The sequence below is a fragment of the Novibacillus thermophilus genome, from assembly GCF_002005165.1.
GTDB classification, from domain to species: Bacteria; Bacillota; Bacilli; order Thermoactinomycetales; family Novibacillaceae; genus Novibacillus; species Novibacillus thermophilus.
Window position 1 is genome coordinate 1413537 of sequence record NZ_CP019699.1, and the last position, 16761, is coordinate 1430297.

The window sequence follows — 16761 nt, forward strand, 5'->3', positions numbered from 1 at the left end:
AAGAGAGTGACAAAAACGGTATCAGTTGGGATTGTCGGAACCGGAGCTTATTTGCCGGAAAAGGTGTTAACGAACAAAGATTTGGAAAAAATGGTAGACACGACCGATGAATGGATCGTCAGCCGCACCGGTATTCGCGAACGACGCATCGCGGCGAAAGATCAGGCGTCGTCCGATCTCGCCTTGCCGGCGGCTGAACAAGCGCTGAAGATGGCAGGAATCAGCGCGAGTGACCTCGATCTCATCATCGTGGCGACGGTAACGCCGGATATGTCGTTTCCCTCTACAGCGTGTGTGTTGCAAGATCGGCTAAAGGCTTCCAAAGCGGCGGCGTTCGACTTGGCCGCCGCGTGCAGCGGGTTTCTTTACGGGGTCGCCGCGGGCGTCCAGTTCATCCAGACGGGGATGTACCGTTACGTCCTCGTCGTAGGGGTTGAGTGTCTATCTAAAATTACGGACTGGACAGATCGCAATACGTGCGTCTTGTTCGGTGACGGTGCAGGAGCTGTTGTGCTCGGCCCGGTTTCTCAAGGGGAGGGATTTAAAGCGTTCGACCTCGGAGCGGACGGGTCGGGAGGGCCGCTCCTCAATCAACGGGGCGGGGGTTCCCGTTATCCGATGACGCCGGAAATGTTGGAACAGGGTTTGCAGTACATTTACATGAACGGTCGCGAAGTGTTTAAATTCGCGGTGCGTGTCATGCAGTCAGCCACCGACGAAGTTGTGGCCAAAGCGGGGTGGAGTAAAGACGACATCGACTTTCTCGTTCCCCATCAAGCGAACATCCGCATTATCGAACCGGCCCGCAACCGTCTGAATCTGCCAGAGGAACGGGTGATCGTCAACGTCGACCGGTACGGCAACATGTCCTCTGCTTCCATTCCCGTCGCCCTCGACGAAGCTGTGCGCACGGGCCGTATACGCAAAGGCGACAAACTGATTTTAGTCGGATTCGGCGGCGGTTTGACTTGGGGAGCGGCTGCTCTGACGTGGACGATGGAGAGGGTGGGATTGGATGGGTAAGCGCGCTTACGTATTTCCTGGACAGGGATCGCAGTCCGTCGGGATGGGGCGGGCTATTGCGGACAATAGCCGGCTGGCAAAAGGTGTGTTTGCCGAAGCAGACGAAGTACTCGATTTTCCTCTCTCCGCTCTCTGCTTTGAAGGACCGGAAGAGGAGCTTAATTTGACGGAGAACACCCAGCCCGCTTTGCTGACGACGAGTGTCGCCCTCTGGAAGGAGTTTGAAGCGCATGCGCCCGAGCCGGATTACGTGGCCGGGCACAGCCTAGGGGAGTACTCAGCTCTAGTAGCAGCCGGGTCGTTAGCTTTTGCCGACGCCGTACGTGTCGTTCGGGCCCGTGGACAGTTGATGGCAGCCGCTGTACCTGCCGGAAACGGCGCAATGGCTGCTGTTCTGGGCCTAGATCGGGAAACGCTCGAAACGCTGTGCCGGGATGTGAGCACTGAACGCGAAACGGTGGAGCTGGCCAATCTAAACTGTCCGGGGCAAATCGTCATCTCCGGTTCGTCAGCGGGCGTAAAGGCGGCGGCTGAACGGGCGAGGAAGGCAGGCGCCCGACGAGTCGTACCTTTGGCGGTGAGCGGCCCGTTTCACTCGTCACTGATGAAGCCGGCAGGGGAACGTTTGCAAAAAGTGCTGGAAGGCGTTCGCGTTCAGTCTGCGCGCATCCCTGTCGTGGCCAACGTGTGCGCCTGTCCTCTTCGGTCCGGAGACGATATCGAGCGGGCGCTCGTGCGTCAAGTAGCGGCGCCTGTCTTGTGGGAAGACAGTGTACGCTGGATGCTGGAGCAAGGGGTGGACACGTTTGTCGAAATTGGCCCCGGTCGGGTGTTGAGCGGCCTCATACGTAAAATCGATCGGAAGGCCAACGTCTATCACGTGGGAGATCCAGAAAGCTTGGAAAAGACGCTCCGTTTGTTGTAACAATACACAAATATTTTGGCTGAAAGGTGGACGAGTATGCTAAGGGGAAAAACAGCCCTCGTGACAGGAGCGTCCCGTGGAATTGGACGGGACATCGCGTTGACACTGGCTGAAGCAGGCGCAGACGTCGCAGTCAATTACGCTGGAAGCGAGGCGAAAGCAGGGGAAGTGGTCGACAAAATCAAAGCGATGGGCCGTCGAGCTTTCGCCGTGCAAGCGAACGTCGCGTCGTACAAAGACGTGGAAGCGATGGTGAAACGGGTGACGGTAACGTTTGGCCGTTTGGACATTCTCGTGAACAACGCCGGCATTACACGGGACAATCTGCTCATGCGGATGAAAGAATCCGAGTGGGACGAAGTCATAGAAACGAATTTAAAGGGTGTGTTTAACGGGATTAAAGCCGTTTCACGCCCGATGATGAAACAGCGTTCAGGGCGCATCATCAATCTTGCGTCTGTCGTCGGTGTCGCCGGGAACGCAGGGCAGGCCAACTACACCGCTGCCAAGGCGGGAGTGATCGGGTTGACGAAGACGGCGGCAAAAGAACTTGCCAGCCGCGGCATTACCGTCAATGCCGTCGCCCCCGGGTTTATCGAGACAGATATGACGGCAAAACTAGGAGACGAAATCCAAAAAAAACTGATAGAACAAATTCCGTTAGGGAAATTGGGCCAGCCGCAAGACGTGGCACGCGTCGTCCGTTTCTTGGCTTCCGATGACGCCGCTTATATAACCGGGCAAACGTTGCACGTCGACGGCGGAATGGTCATGTCCTAATGTTTTTCGTATAATACTGGAGAGGAGGTGAACGGCAGTGGCAGACACGTTTGAAAGAGTGAAAAAAATTATCGTCGATCGTCTCGATGTGGAAGAGTCTCAAGTCGTTCCGACAGCTTCGTTCAAAGACGACTTGGGGGCGGACTCTCTCGACGTCGTTGAATTGGTCATGGAATTGGAAGATGAGTTCGACATGGAGATTTCCGACGAGGAAGCGGAAAAAATTTCGACCGTACAAGAGGTGATCGATTACATCGAATCGCACCAGTAAGGTGATCTTTACGTCAACCCTTTGAGCAAAGTCCCGTTCGTGACACGGGACTTTGCCGTAAGGATTAAGTTCTTATTTTTTAGTTCATTCCATCCTCTCATCGCTTCCTCAAGTACACGGAAAAGAGGTGAACGTCATGAATCATCGGGTTGTCATTACCGGGATGGGGGTCGTGTCCCCGTTGGGAAACGACAAAGAAACTTTTTGGGACGCCCTGTTATCGGGAAAATCAGGCATCGGTCCGATCACGCACTTCGATGCGAGCCAGTACCCTTCTCGCATCGCGGGGGAAGTGAAACACTTTGACCCATTGAATTACATGGAGAAAAAGGACGCCCGGCGTATGGACCGCTTCGTGCAATTTGCGGTGGCTGCGGCCAAGATGGCGTTAGAAGACGCCGCTTTTGACATGCAGTCCATCGATCCCGATCGAGTCGGCGTCTACATAGGTTCAGGCATCGGTGGTTTAAACACGTGGGAAGAACAACACCGCATTTTGTTGGAAAAAGGCCCGCGGAGAGTCAGTCCGTTTTTCATTCCGATGATGATCGCCAACATGGCGTCCGGTCAAGTGTCGATCATGACGGGGGCCAAGGGACCGAACAGCGCGGCTATTTCGGCGTGTGCCACAGGTACGCACGCCATTGGAGACGCCTTTCGGATCATTCAACGGGGCGAAGCCGACGCCATGCTCGCAGGTGGGGCTGAAGCGACGATTACGCCCACCGCTTTTGCCGGCTTTTCCAGTATGAAAGCACTATCGACCTCGCGGAACGACGCGCCGACAAAAGCGAGCCGCCCCTTTGACAAGGACCGGGACGGATTTGTCATGAGCGAAGGTTCGGGAGTGCTGCTACTGGAACGACTGGAACCGGCCGTCGCCCGCGGGGCGAACATATACGCTGAAGTGGTAGGTTATGGCATGAGCGGTGACGCGTACCACTTGACGAGTCCATCCCCTGGCGGGGAAGGGGCAGCCCGTTGCATGAAGCGGGCGCTGCAAGATGCCGGACTGCGACCGGAAGACGTCGGATACATCAACGCTCACGGGACGTCGACGGATTACAACGACGCGCTGGAGACGATGGCGATCAAATCGACGTTTGGCGCACATGCTTACAAAGTAGCCATCAGTTCGACGAAATCGATGACCGGACATTTGCTCGGAGCAGCAGGCGCCGTTGAGGCGATTGCAACGGCATTAGCCCTAAAAGATCAAATCCTGCCGCCGACCATCAACTATGAAACGCCTGATCCGGAATGTGACTTGGACTACGTCCCCAACGAATCGCGGCGCGCGGAAATTGCAGCGGCCATTTCCAACTCCCTCGGTTTTGGTGGGCACAATGCAACCATCGCATTGAAAAAATTCGTTCCAGATGAGTAAGTAGGTGGAGACCGTGGATTTGACGCAACTTGAGCGCAAACTGAACATCACGTTTAAAAACCGAAAACTTATTCGTCAGGCGTTTACTCATTCATCGTATGTGAACGAACACCGCAGAAAAATGTTTAAGGACAACGAGCGGCTGGAATTTTTGGGCGATGCGGTTCTGGAGCTCGCCATATCCGAGTTTCTCTACCGTCACTTCCCCCACATGAGTGAAGGAGAAATGACGAAGATGAGGGCGAACATCGTGCGCGAAGAGTCGCTGGTCGCCTTTGCCGGCGAGTTGGACTTGGGGTCGTACATTTTGTTGGGAAAAGGTGAAGAACTGTCCGGGGGACGGAAACGCCCCTCGCTCTTGGCAGACGCCTTTGAGGCGTTTGTCGGCGCTCTCTACTTAGACCAGGGATTGACGGCGGTTCAACACTTTTTGCAGTCTTACATTTTTCCGCAGATTGACGAGGGCCGGTTCGCCCGGGTGACTGACTTTAAGAGCCAACTGCAGGAAAAGGTGCAGCACGACGGAATGGGCGAACTGAAGTACGTCATCGTGGAAGAGCGCGGGCCGGCGCACAACCGGGAGTTCAAAGCCGAGGTGCGCTTGTCGGGCATCGCGCTAGGGACCGGCGTCGGCCGGTCCAAAAAAGAAGCTGAGCAACGTGCAGCGTCAGAAGCGTTGTTAAAACTTAGAAAGTCAAATCGAAACATTCACTGACGTGTACCTCGACTGCCGCAGAAACTCAGAGTGAGAGTCAAGCTCTGAGTTTCTTTGCTTAAGCGTCCAGGCTCGTATATAATCGAAACGTAGTGCAAGGGGGCACGAGGCACAATGTACTTGAAACGGATCGAGATAAAGGGCTTTAAATCGTTTGCCGTTTACACGGAAATGGCTTTTGTACCCGGTATAACGGCTGTTGTCGGCCCGAACGGCAGTGGAAAAAGCAATGTGTCTGACGCCATACGGTGGGTGCTCGGCGAGCAAAGTGCGCGAACGCTTCGCGGCGGCAAGATGGAAGATGTCATCTTTGCCGGCAGTGACAGCCGACACGCAGTGAATTTTTGCGAAGTTTCCCTGACGTTGGATAACAGTGACGGCGAACTGCCGATCTCTTTTAGCGAAGTGACGGTGACGAGACGCTTGTACCGCTCCGGAGACAGTGAATACTACTTGAACCGGCAACCGTGCCGTCTGAAGGACATTACAGAACTGTTGATGGATACGGGACTGGGCAAAGAAGCGTACTCCATCATCGGACAAGGGCGCATTGAAGAGATTTTGAGCACGAAAGCAGAAGATCGCCGGGGCATTTTTGAAGAAGCCGCTGGCATTGTCAAGTTTAAAGTGCGCAAGGGGGAATCCAAGCGCAAACTGGAAGAAACAGAGCAAAACTTGGCCCGGCTTAACGACATCATATGTGAACTGAAAGAACAAGTCGGTCCCCTCTCTGAACAGGCCGAAAAGGCCAAAACATACCGAAAGCTACGCGAACAGCTAAAACAGTGTGAAGTGGGGCTGTACGTGTACAACATTGCCAGTGTACATAAGGAGTGGGAACACGCCAGCGAACAGCTTCAGCAGTTGGAGGAAGCACAGCTTGCGGCCGAGACGGCACTGAAACAGATAGAGCTTGAAATGGAACAACTGAAGTGGCAGCTTGAGCAGCTAGACCGTCAAGTGGAGGAGAAACAGCAACAGCTGCTGAAGACGAGTGAGGCGGTGGAAAAGGCCGAAGGGCAGCACGATGTGCTGCTGGAGCGCGAGCGGAGTCAGCGTGCAGAACAAAAGCGGCTCCTGGAACAAAGAGAGCACCTGAACAACCGCTTAGCACACGTTGACGACGACTTGACCAAAGTTGAAGAGCGGTTAAAGGCGAAAAAAGATGACATCGACCGAACGAGTGAAGCATTGCAACAGCGGGAGCACCGTTTAGAGCGTCTCGCGGCGAAGGCTGAAGAACAGCTGGAAGACGTCAAGTCGGACTTAATTGAACTCATGGGTGAAGCGGCCTCGTTGAAAAACGATTTGCGTCACCTCGATCAACAGGAACAGCAATTGCGCGAACGGCGCGAGAGTTTGGAGAGAGAACGAAAAGAAACCGAACAGCACGAGAATGAAATCCGCAATGAACTGACGTCGTTGGAAGAACTTCAGCAACGCAAAGCGAAGGAACTGCAGGCGTGTGTTGACGAATACCGGACAGTGGCCGAAAAAAGAGAGCTCGTCTTGACGAAGGAGAACCGTCTGACGGAACAGCTACAGAAGTTGGGGCAAACGCTCAACTCCCTCAGTTCCAGGCGGGACGTGTTGAAAGAGTGGGAGGCGGATTTTTCAGGTTTCTTTCAAGGAGTTAAAGAAGTGCTGAAAGCGAGGGAACGGGGAAAGCTGGACGGCATTGAAGGTGCCGTCGCTGAACTCGTCTCCGTACCGCATGACTTGGAAACGGCTGTCGAGACTGCTCTCGGCGGGGCGATGCAGCACATCGTCGTCGAAAGTGAACAGTACGCCAGGGCAGCGATTGACTACTTAAAAAGGCAGCGCCTCGGGCGGGCGACCTTTTTACCCATGGATGTGATAAGGGGGCGCCGCTTGACCGTGCAGGAATTGAATTCCGTTAAGCGGGACAGCGGGTTTGTCGGGATCGGTCAAGAGCTCGTTCAATTTGATGGACGATACGAAAACATTGTATCTTCACTTCTCGGGAACGTCGTCATCGCGCGGAAACTGGCGGACGCAAACCGAATCGCCCGTCTGTTGCGATACCGTTACCGGGTCGTCACACTGGACGGAGACCTCGTCAACCCCGGCGGTTCCATGAGCGGGGAAGTGCCCAGAAGCGCAGCCACAACTTGTTAGGGCGTAAGCGTGAACTGGAAAGTCTGGAAAAGAAAATAGAGGCATTACAAAGGGAGAAACACAAACTTGAAAAAGACGTAGAAAGATACCACCGCGAAAAAGATAGAATCGAAAACCAGTTGGAAGAGGTGCGTTCGCAAGGTGAGACGTTGCGACTGGAAGAACAGAAGCTGAGCAGCCAGCTGGAGCACAAGCGTTCTGAATGGGAGCACAGTGTGGAACGGCTAGAGCGACTCAAAGGTGAGGGGAGCCGCGCTGAGGCTGAGGCAGATCGGTTCAGACAGAAGCGTGCTGACATTGAGTCCCGCATCGAGGCGAACGCTGAGAAGGCACAAAAACTAAACGCCGAACGCGAGCGCCTTGAACAGGTCATTGCCGCCGAGAGGCAAGAAAAAGAGGCGGAGACAGGTCACGTGACCGAGTTAAAAGTCAAACTGGCGAAACACTTGCAGGAGCAAGAACACTTGTTAGAGAACGCTCAACGGTTGGAAAATGAGAAAAAAACGGTGGAAGAAGAACTGCGTGTCTTGGCCGAACGCGTCGTCGAACTGGAGGAGCTCTATCGTGAGAACGACGCAGAAAAAGCAAGTTATGCGCAAAAAATCCGTTCACTGCACGAGGAAAGGGAAAACATTCGCACCGAGCTCGAGGAGTTACGGCGCAATCGGTCGAAGCGGCAAAGCGAATTGAACGAGAGCGACGCTGTCTATCGCCAGCACCGCCAAACGTTGCAAGACGCGGAAACGAAGCGCCACAAGCAAGAGGTTGTCGTCAATCGGCTCGATGTGGAGCTGAACAATTTGCTCAACGCTTTGGGTGAACAGTACGAAATCAGCTATGAACGGGCGAAAGACCGATATCGTGTTCCGGACGACCCAAAGGCGGCCGAAACAAAAGTGAAACAGCTTAAGGAGCGCATAGCGGCGCTCGGAGAGGTCAACTTAGGTGCTGTTGAGGAGTACGAGCGCGTCAGCGAACGCCTGGCATTTTTAGAAGCGCAGCAACAAGACTTGCTGGAAGCCAAAGCAGCTCTGTACCAAGTCATCGACGATATGGACCGCGAAATGGCGGAACGGTTCGGGACGACCTTTCAGGCGATCCGACAGCAGTTTCAGACAGTGTTCGCTGAGCTGTTCGGGGGCGGCCGGGCAGACTTGAGGTTGACAGATCCGGACGCACTCCTTGAGACCGGTGTCGACATCGTCGCTCAGCCGCCTGGCAAGAAACTGCAACACTTAAGCCTTCTCTCCGGAGGCGAACGGACGCTCACTGCCATCGCCTTGCTGTTTGCCATTTTGCGAGTGAAGCCCGTACCGTTTTGCGTCTTGGACGAAGTCGAAGCCGCTCTCGATGAAGCCAATGTGGTGCACTTCGCCCGCTATTTGCGCCAATTCAGCAAAGAAACGCAGTTCATCGTCATCACCCACCGCAAAGGGACAATGGAAGCCGCCGATGTGCTGTACGGCGTGACGATGCAGGAGTCGGGAGTGTCGAAGCTCGTCTCGGTCAAGTTGGAAGGCGGGGCCGAGGAAGTGGCGGCAGCAGCCGAATGAACCATAGAGCGGCATCCGACAACTCGCGAGAAGCATCATCGCGTTAAAGGTGACAGATGGGGGACAATGGTGTCGTCGACCAAGAAAGCTGAAAGAATTTGTCAGCAACGTAACATTTAGTACTTGAGGGAGGAAGAAAGGTGAGTTTTTTTCAAAAACTGCGGGACCGCGTCTCGCAGAAGACGGAAACGGTAACGTCCAAGTTCCGGCAAGGGTTGACGAAGACGAGCCAATCGTTTGTCGGAAAAGTGGAAGCACTTGTGACGGGGCGCCGCAAAATTGACGAGGAATTTTACGAAGAACTGGAAGAAATACTGATTGAAGCGGATGTCGGCGTCATGACGGTGATGGAACTCGTCGACGAGTTGCGCTCGGACGTGAAGGAACGCAAAATTGAAAATCCGACAGAGTTGAGGCCTCTCCTGTCAGAGAAACTGGTCGCGTTGCTAGAAGACAAGGGAGAAAAGGCAGATCTGAACGTCAACGCCGAAGGCCTGACCGTGTTGATGTTCGTCGGCGTCAACGGCGTCGGTAAGACGACGACCATCGGCAAAATGGCCCACAAATTTAAATCAGAAGGCAAGCGGGTGTTGTTGGCCGCCGGCGACACGTTCCGCGCCGGCGCCATTGAGCAGCTAGAAGTGTGGGGCGAACGGGTCGGGGTTGACGTCGTTCGCCACCAGGCGGGTTCTGATCCCGCTGCTGTCGTGTTCGACGCCATACAGGCGGCCAAGTCCCGCGAAGTGGACGTATTGCTGTGCGACACTGCCGGTCGGCTGCAAAATAAAGTCAACTTAATGAAAGAGTTGAACAAAATCTACCGCGTCGTACAGCGTGAAGTGCCGGGTGCCCCCCATGAAGTGCTGCTCGTGTTAGACGCGACCACTGGTCAGAACGCCCTTAACCAGGCCAAGACGTTTAAAGAAGCGGCGGGTGTGACGGGGATTGTGTTGACGAAGCTGGACGGGACGGCGAAGGGCGGCATCGTTATCGCTATCCGCCATGAGCTGGATCTCCCGGTGAAGATGGTGGGCCTCGGCGAAAAAGTGGACGACTTGCAGCCGTTTGACGCCGAAGAATTCGTCTACGCTTTATTTGATCCGCTCCTTGCCGCACAAGACGATACTGACAAGTAAAAATGCTTGACACATCGTATTTGTTGGCGTATAGTATGTTGTGTCAACTGTCATGGGGATGAGCGAATGCTGGACAAAACGACGACGTTCAACTTGCTCTACGACTTTTATCGCCCGCTGTTAAAGGAATCGCAGCGCACGTTCATGGAGTTGTACTACGTCGAGGACTGGTCGCTTGGTGAGATCGCCGAACATTATTCCATCAGCCGCCAAGCGGTGCACGACCGCATCAAACGAGTGGAGAAAGCGTTGATCGCGTTTGAAAGCGCCCTGCGTTTGGTCGAGAAGTTCGAACAGCGGAAAAAGCTCGTCCGTGAACTGAAACAAAAACTTCGAACGGGGACCGACATTTCCCAAATCGAACAGCTGCTTGACCGGCTGTTGGAAATTGATTAAGGAGGCGGCGGCATGGCATTTGAAGGGTTAGCCGAACGATTGCAAGCCACCTTGAAAAAACTGCGGGGAAAAGGCAAAGTGACCGAGGCCGACGTGAAAGAAGCGATGCGCGAGGTCCGGTTGGCTTTGCTGGAAGCTGACGTCAACTTCAAAGTCGTGAAAGATTTTGTCAACCGCGTAAAGGAACGGGCCGTCGACCAGGAAGTGATGAAGAGTTTGACGCCCGGTCAGCAGGTTATTAAAGTGGTTAACGATGAACTGACGCAGTTGATGGGGGGAAGCCAGTCGAAACTGGCCCAATCCCATCGCCCTCCGACTGTCGTGATGATGGTCGGGTTGCAAGGTGCGGGGAAAACGACGACGACAGCCAAATTGGCGCGTTACTTGCAGAAGCAAAACCACCATCCGATGTTAGTGGCTTGTGACGTTTACCGTCCGGCTGCCATCAAACAGTTGCAAGTGTTGGGAGAGCAGTTGAATGTCCCCGTGTTTGCCAAAGGAGAAAACGACCGCCCGGTTTCCATCGCCCAAGAGGCCGTTACAAAGGCAAAAGAGGAGCACTGCGACTACGTGTTGATCGATACGGCCGGCCGGTTACACGTGGATGAAGAACTGATGAGCGAGTTAGCCGACATGCGCGAAGCCGTCTCTCCCGATGAAATACTCCTCGTCGTCGACGCCATGACCGGTCAGGACGCGGTTAACGTCGCCGAACGGTTCCACAGGGAACTGGAACTGAGCGGCGTCGTGTTGACGAAACTCGATGGCGATACCCGTGGCGGAGCTGCGCTGTCTGTCAAAGCAGTGACCGGTTGTCCGATCAAATTTGTGGGAATGGGTGAGAAGGTTGACGCATTGGAGCCTTTTCACCCCGACCGCATGGCCGGACGGATTCTCGGAATGGGGGACGTCCTCACCCTCATTGAAAAAGCGCAGGCGAACGTTGATGCCGAACGCGCTGCAGAATTGGAGAAAAAAATTCGCCAACAGCAATTTACGTTTGACGATTTTTTGGAGCAGCTCGAGCAGGTGCGCAATATGGGGCCCCTCGATGAAGTGTTAGGGATGCTCCCGGGGATGAACAAAATAAAAGGGTTCAAAAACTTGCAAGTGGACGAAAATCAGCTGGCCCGTGTAGAGGCCATCGTCCTCTCCATGACACCGGAAGAGAAGGCACACCCTGAAATCATCAACGCGAGCCGGAGACGGCGCATTGCACGGGGAAGCGGGACACAAGTGCAGGATGTCAACCGGCTGTTGAAACAGTTTAACGACATGAAGAAAATGATGAAACAGTTCACGAACATGACGAAGGGCGGTAAAAGGCGCCGGGGCGGCTTTAAGTTTCCCTTTATGCAGTAACTTTAGGAGGTGACGACAGATGGCAGTTAAAATTCGTTTAAAGCGCATGGGTGCTAAAAAAACTCCGTTTTATCGCCTGGTCGTGGCCGATTCTCGCGCTCCCCGCGACGGCCGCTTTATAGAAGAAATTGGTTATTACAATCCGACGTCTCAACCGGCTGAAGTGAAGATTGACGAAGACAGAGCGTTGAAGTGGTTGAAAAACGGGGCACAACCTTCTGACACTGTTCGCAACTTGCTGAGCAAAGCCGGTGTGATGAAGAAGTTCCACGAATCCAAATTGCAAAAGTAGTGTCCCGCGCCACCACCAGGGAGGGTGTGAAGTGAAGGAGCTTGTCGAAGTTCTGGCAAAATCGTTAGTGGATCATCCTGAAGCAGTTGAAGTGCGGGAAGTGACGGGGGAGAAGACGATCGTGTACGAGCTTTCCGTCGCTAAGGAAGATATGGGAAAAGTGATCGGCAAACAGGGACGCATTGCCAAAGCGATGCGCACGATCGTCAGCTCCGCTGCTCTGAAAGAAAACAAACGCGTACAGATCGAGATTATTTAATGGGAGTGGGTTGGAATCACCAACCCGCTTGTTGTATCGGGAGGTGGCTTCATGCGGATCAAGAGGCCGGTCACCGTGAAAATGATTGTAACGAACCGAACAAAAAGAGATCTGCTTCAGCAGTGCGAGCAGTCCATTCGCCAGTTGGAACTGGAGTTGGAACAGCTGTCATTTGAACGCCGAAAATTGATGCACCGCGCTGAAAAGCAAGGTCGGGACGTGATACAGCAAGCAGAGGAAAAACTTCAAAAAGAAGTGGCTGAACGCCAAAAAAAACGCGGTCAGTTGAAAGTTCAGTATGAACAAATCGAACAACTGCAGGAAGGGAGCGAAATCGTACACAGCCACGTCGAAAGCGACGTGACGGTTGAGATCGGAGATCGGTGGGAAGACCTGATGAAAAAGCCAGAGATCGTTTTAAAGGACGGTGTGGTGTACGAAATTCGCGGAGGGAAAGGGACGTGACAACACCGGAGTCGTTCGTCGTCGGCAATATCGTGAAACCGCAAGGGTTGCACGGAGAAGTGCGGGTGAAAATCAGGACCGATTTTCCAGAAATGCGGTTCTCACCTGGCAGCTCGTTGACGCTTGTCCACTCCCGCGCGGAACTTCCATCCAGCGTAACCGTTGCCCACAGTCGCCGGCACAGAGGAGTCTACATTGTAAAATTTCGCGAATTTGATTCTATTGATGAAGTGGAGAAACTGCGGGGAGCTGAGATCAGAATTCCTAAAGACGCTCTACACGAACTGGGAGAACATGAATACTATTTTCACGAGATTATTGGATGTGATGTGTTTACGACAGACGGAGCACACGTCGGGACGGTCAAAGAGATATTGCAACCTGGTGCCAACGACGTATGGGTCGTGAAGCGGCAGGGCAGTCAGAAAGATCTGTACCTCCCGTACATCGCCGATGTGGTCAAACAAGTGTTTCCCGAACAGAAGCGCATCGTAATCGAGTGGATGGAAGGGTTGGAGTGACGGCGCATGCATATCGATATTTTGACACTCTTTCCTGAAATGTTTCATCACGTCCTCCGTACGAGCGTTCTCGGCAGAGCCATTGATCGAGGCCTGTTAAAGGTAAACACTGTCAATTTTCGCGACTTCAGTGAAGACAAGCACCGGACCGTTGACGAACCTCCGTATGGCGGAGGTGGGGGAATGGTCATCAAGCCGGAACCTGTCTTCAACGCGGTGGAACACGTACTGGCGCTGAAGGAGAGGCCAGAATCCGAGACCCGCATCGTCCTCATGACGCCTCAAGGTGAGCTGTTCAATCAAGAGAAGGCGAAAGAACTGGCACAAGTCGATCATTTAATCCTCATATGCGGGCATTACGAAGGATTTGATGAACGCATCCGGCAATACTTGGTGACGGACGAGCTTTCCATTGGGAATTACGTTCTAACGGGCGGGGAACTTCCGGCAATGGTCGTCGTGGATGGCGTCGCCCGGTTACTGCCGGGTGTACTGGGAAACGAACAGTCAGCCCAGGACGATTCGTTTGCCGACGGTCTCTTGGAGTATCCCCAATATACGAGACCTGCAGAATTTCGAGGCTGGCGGGTACCGGACATCCTCCTCTCCGGCAATCACGCGGAGATCGAAAAATGGCGGAGGCTTGAGTCCATTAAGCGCACGTGGGAACGACGTCCGGAATTGCTGGACCAAGCGGACTTGAGCGAAGCAGAGATTCAGTTTTTGAGGCAACTTTCTCGCGGTGAGGGCTAAGTTTCGTTTGTCTTTCCAAAACCCGTGTGGTAGAATATCTGTTGTTGAATACAGCGGTCCGCTGTCGGGAAGGAACCGGCAAGAACGCTCGTGTGGAAGGAGGAACACTGATGAACGAGACGGTACGCCAAGTGGGTGAAAAGCAACTTCGCCAAGACATTCCGGACTTCCGCCCTGGGGACACCCTGAGAGTTCACGTGAAAGTCGTAGAAGGACAGCGTGAACGGATCCAGGTGTTCGAAGGCGTCGTCATCAAACGGCGGGGCGGAGGAATCAGTGAAACGTTCACCGTCCGTAAAGTGTCTTACGGGGTCGGAGTCGAGCGAACATTTCCGCTTCATTCTCCGAAGATTGACAAGATCGAAGTAGTCCGTCGAGGCAAGGTGCGTCGGGCAAAGCTTTATTACTTGCGTAAACTGCGCGGTAAAGCGGCACGGATTAAAGAAGCGCGACGATGAGGACAGGAAGGGGGCTTGGCAACAAGTCCCTTTTGCATATTATCACATGTTAAATCGGAAGCGAGGAGAACTGATGAGCGAAAGTGTCTCCCGTTCATCAAATCGTGTCAAATCGAGTTGGAAAGAATTTTGGGAATGGACGAAAGCCCTCTTAATCGCCATCGCACTGGCAGTGATCATTCGGACCTTCTTATTCGCGCCTTTTTTGGTGGACGGACAGTCCATGGTTCCCAACTTGGCGGACAACGAGCGCCTCATTGTCAATAAACTCATTTACTTTATAAGGGAACCCGAACGAGGAGAAATTCTCGTTTTCCACGCAACGGCTGAGAAAGATTACATAAAGCGGGTGATCGGTTTACCAGGTGAAACCGTCGAAATGGTAGATGACAAACTGTACATCAACGGTGAAGAACAGCACGAGTCGTATTTGCAAGGGGTGAAAGAGGAATACCGCGAGAACGGTTTGAACTACACGGCCGATTTTGGACCGGTAAAGGTTCCAGAAGGACACGTGTTCGTCATGGGAGACAATCGGCCGAACAGCGAGGACAGCCGCGAAATAGGCCCTGTTCCATTTGAAGCGATTGTCGGTCGGGCAGAGCTCGTGTTTTGGCCGCTGTCGGAAGTGCACATGCTGCACTGGGGAGGGGAAGGTACGTGAGCATCCAGTGGTTTCCCGGTCATATGGCCAAAGCGCGACGGCAGGTAGAAGAAAGGTTAAAACAAGTGGACGTGGTGATGGAACTTCTGGATGCGAGACTTCCCCTGTCCAGCCGCAATCCGATGATGCAAGAGATTCTGTCGGGGAAACCGCGTCTCGTCTTGTTGAATAAATATGACCTCGCTGATGCGAACGCCAACCGGTTGTGGCTGGAGTACTTTGAAACACGAGGGGTCCAGGCCGTCCTGATCGATGCCCGCACGGGGAAAGGCGTCCAGCAGCTTCCCCGCCTTGCGGCAGAGCTCATTGGCGACAGGCAAAAGCACTTGCAGAACAAGGGGATACAAAAAAAGACAGTGCGCTCGATGGTGGTCGGCATCCCAAACGTCGGGAAATCTTCGTTGATTAACCGCTTGGCCGGCAGGAGCGCGGCGAAGACAGGAGACCGTCCAGGAGTGACAAAAGCACAGCAGTGGATTAAAGTCGGTCGAAAGATGCAGTTGTTGGATACGCCCGGCATTTTGTGGCCGAAGTTTGACGACCCTGTGATCGGACAGCGTCTAGCTGCAAGCGGTGCCATCAAGGCAGACATCTTTCCAGTGGAGGAAGTGGCGCTGTTCGCTGTGAGCTACTTGCGTGAGCGCTATCCTAATGAGCTAAAGGAGCGGTACCAACTGGATGTGCTTTCCGAAGACAGTGTGCATGTGCTCGAGGAGATTGGAAAAAGACGAGGCTGCGTCGCAAGTGGTGGTGTCGTCGATTGGGAAAGGGCGGCAGACGCCCTCTTGCGCGATTTACAGAGTGGCAAACTCGGCAGAGTTACGCTGGAATTTCCCGAAGATTGGACCGAAAGGGCTAAATGAAACAGGCAAAGATGACGATTCAAGAAATAAAGCGCAAATTGGGAGAAGCTGACGTTTCAGAGGAGTGGGTGCTCCAATTGGAATCGGACGAGCGCAAGGGCGTTCAAAGACTGCTTGCCCGATGGAAGCGGCAGCGAGAGCGTGAACGTCTGTTGAGACAAAAGTGGCAGGAAATGTCGCGCTTTGAACGCTTTTACCGGGAGCAGGGACTTGAGCCGATTGCCGGTGTGGATGAGGTGGGAAGAGGCCCTCTCGCTGGCCCCGTCGTGGCAGCCGCCGTCATTTTGCCGCATGACTGTTACATACGCGGGTTGAACGATTCAAAGAAACTAAGTCCTCCTGAAAGAGAACGCTTATTTGCCGAGATTGACCGGATGGCGGTTGCATGGGCCACTTCTGCTGTGCCGGCACACCGTATCGACGAGATCAACATCTACCGTGCATCTCTGGAAGCGATGTCGCTGGCAGTCCGACAACTGACCCCTCAGCCGCACGTGTTGCTAAACGATGCCGTTGTGCTCCCTAACCTCGAAGTGGTGCAAGAGAAGATCGTTGACGGAGACGAAAAAAGTATCTCTGTCGCAGCGGCGTCGATTGTGGCGAAAGTAACGCGGGATCGGTTGATGAAAAGACTGGGGGAGCTGTATCCTCAGTACGGGTTTGAACGGAACATGGGGTACGCGACGGCAGAACATCTTGAAGCCCTCAAGCGCTACGGTCCGACAGCCGAACACCGCCGTTCGTTTGCGCCTGTGCGCGATTGTGTCGCAAGAGCGACATAGCGCGTACTGTCTGGGAG

The 16761-nt window shown here is 53.9% G+C and carries 20 protein-coding genes; all 20 read left to right on the forward strand.

Annotated elements, in window-relative coordinates:
- The first annotated feature begins 6 nt into the window (after nt 1-6).
- Nucleotides 7-1023, forward strand: coding sequence for a beta-ketoacyl-ACP synthase III (locus B0W44_RS07055; protein ID WP_077719444.1), 1017 nt, complete (start codon nt 7-9; stop codon nt 1021-1023).
- Entirely contained in the window at nt 1016-1948 is a 933-nt protein-coding gene (fabD, locus tag B0W44_RS07060) for an ACP S-malonyltransferase (protein WP_077719445.1), read from the forward strand. The genes B0W44_RS07055 and fabD overlap by 8 nt, the downstream gene beginning before the upstream one ends.
- Nucleotides 1949-1984: 36 nt before the next feature.
- Entirely contained in the window at nt 1985-2728 is a 744-nt protein-coding gene (gene fabG, locus B0W44_RS07065) for a 3-oxoacyl-[acyl-carrier-protein] reductase (RefSeq protein ID WP_077719446.1), read from the forward strand.
- 37 nt (nt 2729-2765) lie between these two features.
- Nucleotides 2766-2999, forward strand: a complete 234-nt coding sequence (gene acpP / locus B0W44_RS07070) for an acyl carrier protein (protein ID WP_077719447.1) — start codon at nt 2766-2768, stop codon at nt 2997-2999.
- A gap of 136 nt (nt 3000-3135) precedes the next feature.
- Nucleotides 3136-4386, forward strand: a complete 1251-nt coding sequence (gene fabF, locus B0W44_RS07075) for a beta-ketoacyl-ACP synthase II (RefSeq protein WP_077719448.1) — start codon at nt 3136-3138, stop codon at nt 4384-4386.
- A gap of 13 nt (nt 4387-4399) precedes the next feature.
- Entirely contained in the window at nt 4400-5101 is a 702-nt protein-coding gene (rnc, locus tag B0W44_RS07080; protein WP_077721285.1) for a ribonuclease III, read from the forward strand.
- 114 nt (nt 5102-5215) lie between these two features.
- Nucleotides 5216-7240, forward strand: coding sequence for a chromosome segregation protein SMC (smc, locus tag B0W44_RS19325; RefSeq protein ID WP_472462586.1), 2025 nt, complete (start codon nt 5216-5218; stop codon nt 7238-7240).
- Nucleotides 7234-8793 (forward strand): coiled-coil domain-containing protein, encoded by a 1560-nt coding sequence (locus tag B0W44_RS19330; RefSeq protein ID WP_472462587.1) that lies wholly within the window; start codon nt 7234-7236, stop codon nt 8791-8793. Before smc ends, B0W44_RS19330 begins: the two co-directional genes overlap by 7 nt.
- A 140-nt stretch (nt 8794-8933) precedes the next feature.
- Entirely contained in the window at nt 8934-9929 is a 996-nt protein-coding gene (ftsY, locus tag B0W44_RS07090; RefSeq protein ID WP_077719449.1) for a signal recognition particle-docking protein FtsY, read from the forward strand.
- A gap of 66 nt (nt 9930-9995) precedes the next feature.
- Nucleotides 9996-10325 (forward strand): YlxM family DNA-binding protein, encoded by a 330-nt coding sequence (gene ylxM / locus B0W44_RS07095; RefSeq protein ID WP_077719450.1) that lies wholly within the window; start codon nt 9996-9998, stop codon nt 10323-10325.
- A 12-nt stretch (nt 10326-10337) separates the two neighbouring features.
- Nucleotides 10338-11687 carry a signal recognition particle protein gene (ffh, locus tag B0W44_RS07100; protein ID WP_077719451.1) on the forward strand — a complete coding sequence of 450 codons (1350 nt, stop codon included), beginning with the start codon at nt 10338-10340 and terminating at the stop codon, nt 11685-11687.
- A gap of 19 nt (nt 11688-11706) precedes the next feature.
- Nucleotides 11707-11979: a 30S ribosomal protein S16 gene (rpsP, locus tag B0W44_RS07105; protein WP_077719452.1), complete on the forward strand. Its 273-nt coding sequence runs from the start codon at nt 11707-11709 to the stop codon at nt 11977-11979.
- 31 nt (nt 11980-12010) lie between these two features.
- Nucleotides 12011-12238, forward strand: a complete 228-nt coding sequence (locus B0W44_RS07110) for a KH domain-containing protein (protein ID WP_077719453.1) — start codon at nt 12011-12013, stop codon at nt 12236-12238.
- A 51-nt stretch (nt 12239-12289) separates the two neighbouring features.
- Nucleotides 12290-12703 (forward strand): YlqD family protein, encoded by a 414-nt coding sequence (locus B0W44_RS07115; protein ID WP_077719454.1) that lies wholly within the window; start codon nt 12290-12292, stop codon nt 12701-12703.
- A complete protein-coding gene (gene rimM / locus B0W44_RS07120; protein ID WP_077719455.1) occupies nt 12700-13224 on the forward strand; it encodes a ribosome maturation factor RimM in 525 nt (174 codons plus the stop codon). The genes B0W44_RS07115 and rimM overlap by 4 nt, the downstream gene beginning before the upstream one ends.
- Nucleotides 13225-13230: 6 nt before the next feature.
- Nucleotides 13231-13977 (forward strand): tRNA (guanosine(37)-N1)-methyltransferase TrmD, encoded by a 747-nt coding sequence (trmD, locus tag B0W44_RS07125; RefSeq protein WP_077719456.1) that lies wholly within the window; start codon nt 13231-13233, stop codon nt 13975-13977.
- A gap of 110 nt (nt 13978-14087) precedes the next feature.
- Entirely contained in the window at nt 14088-14435 is a 348-nt protein-coding gene (gene rplS, locus B0W44_RS07130; protein ID WP_077719457.1) for a 50S ribosomal protein L19, read from the forward strand.
- Nucleotides 14436-14508: 73 nt separating this feature from the next.
- A complete protein-coding gene (lepB, locus tag B0W44_RS07135; protein ID WP_077719458.1) occupies nt 14509-15099 on the forward strand; it encodes a signal peptidase I in 591 nt (196 codons plus the stop codon).
- Nucleotides 15096-15962, forward strand: a complete 867-nt coding sequence (gene ylqF / locus B0W44_RS07140; RefSeq protein WP_077719459.1) for a ribosome biogenesis GTPase YlqF — start codon at nt 15096-15098, stop codon at nt 15960-15962. The genes lepB and ylqF overlap by 4 nt, the downstream gene beginning before the upstream one ends.
- Entirely contained in the window at nt 15959-16744 is a 786-nt protein-coding gene (locus B0W44_RS07145) for a ribonuclease HII (protein ID WP_077719460.1), read from the forward strand. Before ylqF ends, B0W44_RS07145 begins: the two co-directional genes overlap by 4 nt.
- Nucleotides 16745-16761: the final 17 nt, after the last annotated feature.